Genomic DNA, 12,540 nt, shown 5'->3' on the forward strand with positions numbered 1-12,540 from the left:
CGGTGGTGGCTTCAACCGTGACCGCCGTGACGACAACCGCGGTGACCGTGGCTTCGAGCGCCGTGACGACCACCGTGGTGGCGACCGTGGCGGCTTCCGCCGCGACGACCGTCCGTCCGGTGGCTACCGCTCGGCCGGCGGCGACCGTCCGTTCAACCGTGACCGCCGTGACGACCGTCCCTCGGGCGGCTTCCGCGCCGGTGGCGGCGAGCGCCCGTACGGCCGCCGTGACGACCACCGTCCGTCCGGCTCCGGCTCCGGTTCCTTCGGCCGCCGCGACGACAAGCCGCGCTGGAAGCGCAACGGCTGACGGTCACTCCCGACCCCGCGAACAGGGCCCGTACGACACCTCCGTGTCGTACGGGCCCTGTCCCGTTCCCGGGGTCCGGAAAATTCGCGCCCGGGCTCGTACATCCATTCCGGTTACCCGTGGGTCATGCATGCCGAGAGCACGTCGACCCATGTACGAGAAGCGACAGCGCCGCTTCGGTGGAGGAGCCCATGTCATCCGCTTTTGGACGGACGAGAGCCGTTCGTACCGCCCGGGCCGCGCTGCTGGCGCTGTCCACCACCGTGGCCGCGGCAGCACTCGCCCCCGTGCCCGCCGTCGCGCAGACGACTCCGCCGGCCGGGCAGGTCGACGTGGCGCCGAACTGGCGGACCGAGCCGCGCATCGGGGCGGTCCTGAACGTGGGCCCGACCGGGTACGCACACGACCCGGACATCTGGGACGGCGACGGGCCGATCGAGTGGACCGGCTACGCGACGGGCGAGAGCACGCCGCTGACGTCCACCCATGACCGGGGCCTCCCGCACCGGTTCGGCACCGGCTCCGACACCGTGGCGCTTCCGGAGCCGCTGAGCGAGAGCGTCACGCTCAAGGACATGGCGACCGGCCGGAGCACCAGGGTCGAGGTGCCGGCCTACGACATCAACTACGGCACGTTCGGCTCGTCCGTCCTGGTCGCGCAGTCCGCCGAGGTGGAGGGCGGCGGCCACAAGGTGGTGGGCTGGTACCTCCTGCGGGTGGAGGACGGCACCGTCACCCGGGTCCCGGTCACCGGCTGGCCGGAGGGCACCGACCCGGGCACGGCGAAGACGGCGGGCGGCGACGCCCGCTCCGCCGTCGTGAAGTTCGCGGCCCCCGGCGGGGAGCGGTGGAACGCCGACCGCTTCGGCGTGATCGACCTGGCGACCGGCGCCCTCCGGTGGCGGGCCGCGGGCACCTGGGACACCGCGGCCCTGGACGGCGACCGCTTCGCCTGGCGCGAGGGGCGCGAGATCCGGGTGGTGAACCGCGCCGACATCAACGCCGCGCCGAGGTCGACGACCGTTCCCGAGGACCTGAACGCCGACGAGTTCACACTGGTCGGGGACTGGATCGTGCTCCCGGAGAACGATGACAGCGGAGCCCCCGGCACCGGCGCCATCGGCCGGGCCCTGGTGGCCCTGTCCGCGGACGGCGCCCAGCGCCGCGTCCTGCTGGACAACGTGCAGCGCGACACCGCCCAGTTCCCGGACTCCGGCGCCTTCGCCATCGGCGGCCGGAACGCGGAGGACTGGAACGCCTACCGGGTGTTGCCCGCCGCCGACGGCTCTCCGGAGCTGCGGAAGCTGATGCGGGTCGAGCCGGTGCCGGTGGAGGTCGACGCCGTCGCGGCCGGCCGCGGCACGGTCTTCGCCGCCGAAGCGGGCGGGGCCTCGGGCGCCGGGTTCTACAGCCGGACGCTCACTCCGGCCGGTGTGCCGACCGCCTCGGGCAAGCCGGAGTTCCTCGGCCGGGAGGCGAACAGCCAGTACTCCTGCGGGTACCGCACGTGCGACGGCCTGGTCGCGACCGGCGACGGGCGGGTCGTCGCGGCAGTCGACTACGGCCGCGAGGTCGTCGCCCGCGGCACCGGCGGAAAGGTGACCCGGGTCCCGACCGGCGTGTCCGCCGCCACCGTCCTCGACGCCTACGGCCGCTACGCGGCGGTCACCAGCGGGGGCCGCATGCGCGGCGCGCCGGAGACCACCGGATCGCTGTACGTCGTCGACTTCGACACCGCGAAGGTGGTCCTGACCAAGCCGAAGGCGGCGGCGTCGGTGTGGGGAACCACCCTGTACTCGGCGTCCGCGGTCCCCGGCGAGATCACCGTGACCGACCTGGCCACCGGCAAGGACACGGGCACGCTGAAGACCGGCCGGTCCTGCGTGCCCGTCGACATCCAGACCTCGGGCCCGTGGCTGTCCTGGTCCTGCGGGTCGTTCCGGAACGGCGGCGCCCTCAACCGGATCACCGGCGGGACGGTGGCCCTGCCCGACGGCGAGGGCCTGCTCGGCGACGGCTACTTCGTGCAGACCGACTCCTGGCCCTACCTCCGGGTCACCTCCTTCCCGGCGGGCGTGCCCGCGTCGCGGACCTTCTCCCTGCCGCTGATGTGGCGGGGCGGAGCACTCGTCATCCGTGCCTCGTACACCGTCGACCGGTTCGGCGGCGGCATCACGTACGTCGACGGCGGGAACCGCATGCACACCCTCCCGCCGGAGACGCCCGCCTCGGCGCTCGGCGCGGCCGCGCAGGAGGCCCCGGCCGTCGCGGACCTGAGCGGCAACGGCACCTGGCAGGCCCGCTGGTCGCCGTCGAAGCCGGTCGCGTCGTGGAGCCTGTCCCTGGTCCGCAAGGCGACCGGCGCGACCGTACGGACGTACACGGGCGGTGAGGCCGGCGCCACGATCCAGCAGGTGTGGAACGGGAAGGACGCGGCCGGGAAGTACGTCCCGGGCGGCGAGTACGGCTGGACGCTCACGGCCAGGCCGGCCGACGGGCAGGGCGCCGACCTGAAGCTGTCCGGCTCGGTGAGGGTGTCCGGCGGGGTCGAGGCGCGCCGGGACCATGTCGGCAGGGACGGGTTCGGGGATCTGGTGACCCTGGACGCCGCGGGTGCGCTGGCCTTCCACGGCGGTGACGGCAAGGGCGGTCTGACCGGGGCGAAGGTGTCCGGTGCGGGCTGGCCGACGACGTCCACGGTCGTCCCGTTCGGGGACATGAACGGCGACCGGTGCAATGACGTCCTCGTCCGGAACTCGACCGGCACGCTCCGGCTCTACCAGCCGGCGTGCGGGGCGGCGGTTCCGGCGTCGATGGGTTCGAAGTGGCTGGGGACGGGCTTCGGCGCGTACGACGTGCTGACCTCGGCGGGTGACGTGACCGGCGACGGGCGGGCGGACCTGCTCGGCCGGGAGGCGGCGACCGGGGACCTGTACCTGTTCGCGCAGGACGCGGGCGCGGTGTTCAAGCCGCGGGTGAAGGTCTTCGCGGGCTGGAAGACGTACAAGCAGGTGATCGGTGCGGGCGATCTCAACGGCGACGGTCGCGGCGATCTGCTGGCGGTCGACTCGGCCAACACCCTGTGGCGGTTCGACGGCGCCGGCAACGGCACCTTCAAGGCCCGGGTGCAGGTCAACGGTGTCGGCTGGGCGTCCGGCCGGGTGCAGTTCATCGGCATCGGTGACATCTCGGGCGACGGCAGGGCCGATGTCGTGTCCCGGAACGCGGCCGGTGAGCTGCTGCGCAACAACGGCGACGGCAAGGGCGGCCTGCTGGCCACGGTGAAGATCGCCACCGGCTTCGGCGGCTACAGGTCCGTGAGCTGATCCGGCCCGCCGGTGAGCTGTAGAGCCCGTTCTGCACTTCGGTGCGGAACGGGCTCTACCGCTTATATCCCGGAATTTCTGTGCCGCGCGTACATCCCTGGAGCGGGCCGACGAGTCGAACGATGTGATTCGCACTGATGACGGGGGGTCCTTTCGGATGCGCAAAACACTGGTGGCAGCGGTCGTCGTGGCAGCCACCGCCACCGCTCTGCCGTTGACGGTCGGCACCGGCACGGCCGTGGCTGCCGCGCCCGCCGAGTACGTCATCCCGGCCAGACAACTGCCCGACCCCGCCGCGGCCCCCGTGGCGGCGACCGCCGGGGGCTTCCTGCGCAAGGGCGCCACGGCCGGCGCCTACACCTGGACGGCGTACGGGAGTAACGAGGCCGAGCAGGTGGGCCCGTTCCCGGGGACCCCGCACCAGGCCGGGGCGCACACGATCGCCTTCGTGCAGACGGGAGGCACGACGGCCGTCACCTTCCGCGACCTGCGGGACGGTACGGCGAAGACGCTCACCCTGCCGGCCGGCCGGACGTTCCGTGCCGTGGTCGGGGAGAGGGTCCTCGCCACGGACTCCGCGGCCTCCGGCACGGTCGACCTGCACTGGCTGACCCTGGAGGGCGGCGTCGTGGTGGACCGCCCCGGCGGCCGGGTGCCCGGGAGCAGCCTGGTCGAGGTCAGGGGGGCCAACCAGCACGGTGCGCTCCTGCAGACGGCGGACAGCGAGGGGCTGCGCTTCTCCTGGGTGACCCCGGACGGAAAGGTCCGCGAGGAGGACGGGTTCAGTGCGCTGAAGGTCGTCGGCGACCGGCTCTTCGCCACCGACCGGGACGACGACACGTCGGTCCGCTGGTTCAAGGTGTGGGACGCCAAGGGTTCCCTGGACCCCGGGGCTGCTCAGCAGGTCAATGAGGCGTACCCGGACTCCGGGGGCCGTCTCGTGGGGGTCGTCGGCGGCGAGGCCCTCCAGCTGGCCGCCGACGGCAGGCTGTTCGCGCTGCCGCTGGACGGCGGGGCGCCGCGCGTCCTGGCCGAGGGGGTCACCACCGCCACGGCCTCCCCCGGCGGGACCGTGGTCGCGACCGGCCCGCAGCCCGGGAACACCCACGCCGTGCACGCCGTCGTGCCGGGCGGGGACGGGCGGGCCGTCGTACGCCGCAGCGACATCGCGCCGGCCGCGCAGCGCATCGCCCGGATCGCGATGGACAACGGGCGGGTGCACACCCTAGACACCCACCCGCTGCAGGACCACGTGCTCAGCATGTACACGATGGCTCCCGGCGGGCAGCCGCAGGCGGGCACGTGGCGCACGCGGAGCTCCACCGTGTGGCAGATGCGCGAGTACTTCCCCGACGCCTGCCGGACGTCGGCCTCCTGCCCCGACCTGCTCGCCGTGGGGGAGGGGCAGCTGCTCATCGACAGCCCCAGGACCCAGTTCCTGCGGATGCAGATCAAGACCGACACCGGGACCCCCCACACCAACCTCCCCAAGGCGCCCGGGACCCTTCAGGGCTCCGGCCAGTACGCCGCGTACCTCGCGCCCGACCGCAAGTCGGTCAGCACGTTCAACCTCTTCACCCAGCAGATCGGCCCGGTCTCGATCCCGGTGTCCGACGGCCGGTTCGCGCTGTCCGGGTCGTGGGTGTGGCGGCAGAAGTCGGCGGGCGCGCTGGAGGCGGTGGACGTCCGGACCGGTGCGGTGGTGCGCAGCGCGACGGTCGCCGACTGTGATGTGAAGTCACTGGAGGCGTGGGCCAGTTCGGTGTACTGGAAGTGCGACGGCGCATCCGGTGTGTACGACACCGGGACCAAGGAGAACGTGCCGCTGCCCGCGCACAACAGCGCCCGTCTGGGCAACGGGTTCGTCGTCTGGGAGAAGGACGGGGCGTTGAACTCCACAGCCCTGCGCGGAACGTCCGGTACCCGGCAGATCGGCAAGCCCGCGAGCGCCCGGCCCGGCGAGGGCTGGACGGTGGACAGGCAGTCCGGCCGGATCGGCTGGGTCGACGGCGGGCAGGCGGTGCACGTGGTCGATGCCGGGGTGCCCGCAGTCGCCGTCTCCTCCTATGACCGGAACACTCCGGCGGTGGCGGCGGCGCCGGGGAAGGACGAATGGCTGGGGTGGCGGGCGGCATGGTGGCTGAACCACCCGGTCACTTCCTGGAAGTTCACCCTCGCCCGCAAGTCGGACGGCGTCGTGGTGAGGACGTTTACCGGTGGTGAGGCGCGCGGTGACATCGGGCTCGTGTGGAACGGCAAGGACGACGCGGGCCACGTCCTGCCCAGCGGGGAGTACGTGTCGCTGCTGACGGCCCAGCCCGCCGTCGCCGGAGCCGCTCCGCTGAAGGCCGCGGGCACGCTCACGTTCGACAGCGGGGTCGACCTGCGCCGCGACCACACGGGACGGGACGGCTTCGGAGACCTGGCGACGCTGGACGCCAAGGGCGTCCTGACCTTCCACGGCGGTGACGGCAAGGGCGGCCTGGGCGGCCCCAAGGTGAGCGGGGCGGGCTGGCCGACGACCTCGACGGTGATCCCGTTCGGCGACGTCAACGGCGGCCGCTGCAACGACGTCCTGGTCCGGAACGCGGCGGGCACCCTGCGCGCGTACCAGCCCGGGTGCGGGGTGGCCGTGTCGCCGACGACCGGCAACAAGTGGCTGGGCACCGGCTTCAACGCCTACGACGTGCTGACCTCGGCCGGTGACGTGACGGGCGACGGCCGGGCCGATCTGCTGGGCCGGCAGGCGAGCACCGGGGACCTGTACCTGTTCGCGCACGACGGCAAGGGCGGGCTGGCGCCCGGGGTGAAGGTGTCCGGCGGCTGGAAGTCGTACAAGCAGGTGGTCGGTGCCGGTGACCTCAACGGCGACGGCCACGGGGACGTGCTGGCCGTGGACGGTGCGAACACGCTGTGGCGCTTCGACGGCACCGGCAAGGGCACGTTCAAGGCCCGGGTCCAGGTCAACGGCGCGGGCTGGGCGGCCGGCCGGGTCCAGCTGATCGGCATCGGGGACATCTCCGGTGACGGCAGGGCCGATGTCGTGTCCCGGAACGCGGCCGGTGAGCTGCTGCGCAACAGCGGTGACGGCAAGGGCGGCCTGCAGGCCACGGTGAAGATCGCCACCGGCTTCGGCGGGTACAAGGGCGTCTTCTAGAGCATCGGGCGAAGGGCCCGTATGGCACCTCGTGCCGTACGGGCCCTTTCCGTGCCGAACCGTCCGAAAGCGGAAAGTTGCATATCACTTTCCCGATCGCGCACATCCCTGGGTGATCGGCGCGAGTCAGACCCTGCGGGACCGCGCCGTACGCCCGTTCGTGCGTCGTCCGCAGGCCGTCCGCAGGCCCGTCCGCACACGTGCCCGGTCACCGTCGCCATGTCCAACAGGGGGGAAGCATCTTGCTGCGCAGAACCACCGCGGCCATCGCCATCACCACGGCCCTCGCCGCCACCGTTCCGCTCGCCACCGCCACGCCGGCGGCTGCCGCCGCCACCGCCGGATCGCCCGCCGAGTTCGTCATCCCGGCCCGCCAGGTGCCGGTGAAGGACCAGGCCGCCGTCGTCGCCAACGAAACCGGTTTCCTGGTGAAGGGGCAGGCCGCCGGCACCTACACCTGGTACGCGTACGGCAGCACCCGGGGGACGGCGGTGACCCCGTCGGCCGGTACGGACGTCGTCGCGGGCGGGCCGAACTCGATCGCGTTCCTGAAGCCCACGGGCACCACCACGGTGACGTTCCGGGACGTGCGGGACGGCAAGGACTCCACCGTCACCCTCCCCGCCGGCCACACCTTCCTGGCCGTCGTCGGCGACGCCGTGCTCACCCGGACCACCGAGGCCGAAGGCCAGAGCCTGCTGCACTGGCTGACCCTGGACAGCACCGGCAAGCAGGTGCGCCGCCCGATCACGGCTCTCCCGCAGGGCGGCGTCAGTCTCCTCGACCACAGCGGTTCCGGCGCCCTCGTCCGGGTGGGCACCCAGAACTGGTTCCTCACCCCCGCCGGCAAGGTCAAGCAGGCGCCCGCGGGCGAGCTCCACGGCGACTGGATCGTCGACGCGAGCCGCGACTCGTACGGGGACAGCTACTACTGGTCGTACAGCGCCTGGGACACCCGCACGGGCAAGGGAGGGAACCCGGCAGGCCTGTGGAGTGACCGCGAGCGGGTCCTCGGGGTCGTCGGCAACGAGCTGGTCTTCGAGAACGGGTCCGCGTATCCGCTCGACCGCACGTCACCGGGCCACGCGGTCATCGAGGCCGTCCCGCCGGGGTCCACCGCCCACGCGCTGCCTGGCGACCTCGTCGTCGTGACCGGCAGGTCCGCCGCCGGCATCGGCATCCACACCGTGGACAAGGGCGGTGACGGCAAGGCCGTGGCCACCCGGCGGCTCGCCACGACCGCCCAGCCGCACAAGGTGAGCAGCATCGCGATGGACAACGGCCGCCTGTACTCGGCCGACCGGGATCCGAACCAGCAGCAGATGGTGCTCAACACCTACACCATGCCGACGGACGGCGCCCCGCGGGCGGGCTCGTGGTCCACCCTGACGTGGTTGAACGGAGCTCCGAACGACTGCACGCCCGACCGGTACTGCCCGCCCGTGATCGGCGTGGGCAACGGCACGCTGGTCTACTCCCAGCGTGGTCTGCTCATGTACCACGCGGCCGGGGAGCACCGCGGCTACAACAACGACCACCTGTGGACCAAGGCCGACCCGGCCTCCATCCAGGCATCGGGCCGCTTCGCCGCGTACATGAGCGGGCAGCCGGGCGCCACGGCCAGGCCGGTCGGGATCGTCAACCTGGAGAACGGGCAGAAGGTCCGCAACGTCCCGGTGGCCGCCGAGAGGTACGCGCTGTCCGGGGCCTGGCTGTGGCGGCAGAAGTCCGCGGGCGTGCTGGAGGCGGTGGACGTACGGACCGGCGCCGTGGTCCGCACCGAGAAGCCGACCGACTGCGACATCAAGGCGCTGGACGCGTGGGGGACCTCGGTCTACTGGAAGTGCGACGCCAAGGCCGGGGTGTACGACACCTCGGCGAAGAAGAACGTGGCGGCGCTCCCGGCGCACACCACCGCCCGGCTCGGCCACGGCTTCGTGGTCTGGGAGAAGGACGGCGTGCTGAAGTCCACCGACCTGCGCCCGGCGGGCACCGGCACCCGGGACGTCGGCAAGCCGGTCAGCCGCCACTTCGGCAACGGCTGGACGGTCGACCGGTACGCCGGCCGCATCGCCTACCGGGACGCGGCGGAGAACATCCACGTGGTCGACTCGGGTGTCCCCGCGCCCGCCCTGTCCGTCATCGACCGTGACGTTCCGGTCAACGTCCAGCTGGGCACCAGCTGGTGGCGGCCCGCCTGGTATCTGAACAAGCCCGCCGGCGCCTGGAACCTGACGATCAAGGCCCGGGTGGACGGAGCCGAGGTGTGGCGGGCCGGCGGCCAGGCGGCGGTCGGCGGCAAGGTCGGGACGGAATGGCAGGGCAGGACCAACGGCTCGCCTTCCCGGCAGGTGCCGGACGGCCTGTACGACTGGACGCTCACGGTCAAGCCGGCCGACGGCCAGGGCCCCGAGATCCGGCAGACCGGCATGGTGCAGATCCTCACCAAGGCCGCGCCGCGGGACTTCGCGGGCAACGACGGCTTCGGGGACCTGGCGACCCTGGACTCCAAGGGTGCGCTGGCCTTTCACGGGGGCGACGGCAAGGGTGGGCTGACCGGTCCCAAGGTGACCGGTACCGGCTGGCCGGCGACCTCCACCGTGGTCCCCTTCGGCGACCTGAACAAGGACCGCGTCAACGACGTCCTGGTCCGCAACGCGGACGGTGAGCTGCGCGCGTACCGGCCGGCGGCGGGTGCGGCGGTGACTCCGCTGACCCCGTCGACTGCGATCGGGATCGGCTTCGGCCAGTACGACGTGCTGACCTCGCCCGGCGGAACGGACCTGCTCGCCCGCAAGGCAAGCACGGGCGAGCTGTTCCGGTACGCCGCCGACGGCGCCGGCGGCTTCAAGGCCCCGGTGAAGCTGGCCGGGAGCTTCAAGGGCTACAAGCAGCTGGCCGGCGCGGGTGACCTGAACGGCGACGGCCAGGGCGACCTCCTCGCGGTGGACTCCGCGAACACCCTGTGGCGCTTCGACGGGGCCGCCGACGGCACTTTCAAGGCCCGGGTCCAGGTCAACGGCGCGGGCTGGGCGAACGGCCGGGTCCAGCTGATCGGCGTCGGCGACATCACCGGCGACGCGCAGGCGGACATCGTGTCCCGGAACGCGGCCGGTGAGCTGCTGCGCAACAGCGGTGACGGCAAGGGTGGCCTGCAGGCCACGGTGAAGATCGCGACCGGCTTCGGCGGGTACAAGGGCGTCTACTGAGAGCCGCTCGCAGAGGGCCCGTACGGCACGACACTTCGTGCCGTACGGGCCCTCCTCGTCGGATAAGGGCTGAAAGCGGAAAGTCGCATATCACTTTCGTGATCGCGTACATCCCTGGGTGATCCAGGCGAGTCAGACCCTGTGAGCGTGTGCGCGACTCGCGTACGAGCGCCGTCAAACGTCATCACCAGGGGATCACTTTGCTGCGTAGAACAACCGTGGCCGTCGCCGTCGTAGCGGCCGTCACCACGGCTCTTCCGCTCGTCGTGGCCACTACGGCTGCCGCCGTCGAGGTACCGCCCCTCTCCGAGTACGTCATCCCCGCCCGGACCAAGGCCACCGGCGGATGGTTCCCGCTGGTCGCTGCGACCACGGACGGTTTCCTCCGCAAGGGCCTCGATGCCGACACGTACCTGTGGACCAAGTACGGCGAGAACAAGCCGACGCCCTTCCCGAACCAGCCCGCCGGCCGGGCCATGCAGGCCGATCACGCCACCATCGCGTTCGTGGACACCAAGGACACCGGCACCACGGTCGTCTTCCGCCAGACGGGCAACGCACCCGACACGGTCATCACCACCCCGCAGGGGCACGAGTTCCGGGCCGTGGCCGGACAGGCCGTCCTCACCGTCACCAAGTCGGGTGCGTCCGAGGAGCTCCACTGGCTCACCCGGGGCGAGGACGGCAAGCTGAAGGACGCCGTCATCTCGGCCCTGCCGTCCGGCACGATCCGCGTCGACGGCAGCAACACCGTCGGGGCGCAGGTCCTCATCGGGGACAAGGCGTACTGGGTGCGCTACAACGGGACGGTCCACCCCCTCCCCGCCGCGGGCAAGGTCAAGGGCAACTGGCTGGTCCGCGAGGAGTCGTGGACCGAGGGCGACCTCAACAAGGTGTACAGGTACACCGCGCTGGACACCCAGAGCATGGCGGCCGAGAAGTCCGTCAGGAACGAGAGCGAGACCGGCGGCTGGGAAGTCATCGGTGCCACGGGCAACGACCTGCTCCTGTGCAAGGACGGCGTACTCACCGCCGAGCGGCTGGGCGGCACCGAGGCCCGTGTCCTTCTCGAAGGGTGCGCCGGCTCCGTCGGCCTCGCCGACGGACGGGTCCTGGTGATCGGCGGCACGTCGAGCGACCAGGCCGCCTACTTCGTGCAGTCCACTGAGGCCGGCACCCCTGTCGTGCAGCGGACGTCCTCGACCATGGCCCCCGTCGAGTTCAAGCGGATGGCCGTGGAGAACGGCCGCCTCGTGACCAGCGACGGCCACCCGTCGCCCCAGCCGCTGCTGAGCCGCTACACGATGCCCGCCGCGGGCGCCCCGCAGGCCGGTGCCTGGAAGGGCTGGGGCTGGCCGCAGAGCGACGACCGGCTCGTGCCCACCGGTGAGGGCGCGCTCGTGTACGGCTCGGGCAACTCCTACCTGCCCGCCAACAGCAACACCCACCTCACCAATGCCTCGGTGAAGCCCGTCGCGGGCACCGTCCAGGCGTCCGGCCGCTTCCAGGCGTACCTGCTGGACACGGACCCGGCCCACCCGGTCGAGGTCTTCGACCTGGACAAGCGGAAGAGCGTCGGCAAGATCACGGCCCCCGGCGGGACGTTCGCGCTGTCCGGGTACTGGCTGTGGCGCGAGGCGTCCAAGGGCGTGCTGGAGGCCGTGGACGTCCGGACCGGCTCGGTGGTCCGCACGGAGAACGTCGCCCTCTGCGACATCAAGGAGCTGGAGGCCTGGGGTTCGTCCGTCCTCTGGAAGTGCCAGGGTGACGCCGGCGTCTACGACACCGGGACGAAGACCACCGTCGCGCAGCTGCCCACGAACAGCACCGCACGCCTGGGCAACGGCTTCGTCGCCTGGGAGAAGGACGGCGTGCTGAAGTCCACCGCCCTGCGCGGCGACACCGGGACCCGGGTGATCGGCAAGCCGGTCAACGCGGCCGTCGGCGTCGGCTGGGCGGTCGACAAGTACTCCGGCCGGATCGCGTACGCCGACGCCGGCTGGGCCGTGCACATGGTCGACGCGGGCGTGCCGGGCGGCAACATCGCCGCCATCGACCGGGAGACCCCGGCCGCCCACGACGTGGCGGGCGGGACGAAGTCCTGGTCGGGTGCCTGGTTCCTGAACAAGCCCGCCTCGACCTGGACGCTGACCGTCCGCGCCAAGGCGGGCGGTGCGGTGGTCCGTACGATCAACGGCACCGACGCGCGTGGCGTGGTCCGTACCGGTTGGGACGGCAAGGACGCGCAGGGCCGCCTGGTCGGCAACGGCGCCTACGACTGGACGCTGACCGGCAAGCCGGCCGACGGCCAGGGCCCGGACCTGAAGTCCACCGGCACGATCCAGCTGACCGGCGGCTCCGCCGTGCGCCGCGACCTGGCCGGCAAGGACGGCTTCGGCGACCTGGTCACCCTGGACAACAGCGGCAACCTGGCCTTCCACGGCGGTGACGGCAAGGGCGGCCTGAGCGGCACGAAGGTGACCGGCGCGGGCTGGCCGACCACCTCCACCGTCGTCCCCTTCGGTGACGTCAACGGCG

General features: G+C 72.2%; 4 protein-coding genes and 1 pseudogene. All 5 read left to right on the top strand.

Annotation, left to right across the window (positions count from 1 at the left end):
- Window positions 1-310: pseudogene (locus AB0O36_RS10355) on the top strand (RNA helicase); the annotation flags it as partial.
- A 191-nt stretch (window positions 311-501) separates the two neighbouring features.
- A complete protein-coding gene (locus tag AB0O36_RS10360; RefSeq protein ID WP_365106876.1) occupies window positions 502-3,636 on the top strand; it encodes an FG-GAP-like repeat-containing protein in 3,135 nt (1,044 codons plus the stop codon).
- Between the two features lie 157 nt (window positions 3,637-3,793).
- On the top strand, window positions 3,794-6,793 hold the full coding sequence (locus tag AB0O36_RS10365) for an FG-GAP-like repeat-containing protein (protein ID WP_365106879.1): 3,000 nt from the start codon (window positions 3,794-3,796) through the stop codon (window positions 6,791-6,793).
- 242 nt (window positions 6,794-7,035) lie between these two features.
- Complete coding sequence (locus AB0O36_RS10370; protein WP_365106882.1) at window positions 7,036-10,002, top strand: VCBS repeat-containing protein; 2,967 nt, start codon at window positions 7,036-7,038, stop codon at window positions 10,000-10,002.
- 200 nt (window positions 10,003-10,202) lie between these two features.
- Window positions 10,203-12,540 (top strand): FlgD immunoglobulin-like domain containing protein (locus AB0O36_RS10375; RefSeq protein ID WP_365106885.1); only part of this gene is annotated, 2,338 nt, incomplete at its 3' end.

Origin of the sequence: Streptomyces sp. NPDC089799, from assembly GCF_040684755.1 — a bacterium.
Lineage (GTDB): Bacteria > Actinomycetota > Actinomycetes > Streptomycetales > Streptomycetaceae > Streptomyces.

Bases quoted from the DNA above. Each gene is read 5' to 3' on its own strand.
- AB0O36_RS10360 (WP_365106876.1), top strand. From the start codon at position 502: ATGTCATCCGCTTTTGGACGGACGAGAGCCGTTCGTACCGCCCGGGCC.
- AB0O36_RS10365 (WP_365106879.1), top strand. From the start codon at position 3,794: ATGCGCAAAACACTGGTGGCAGCGGTCGTCGTGGCAGCCACCGCCACC.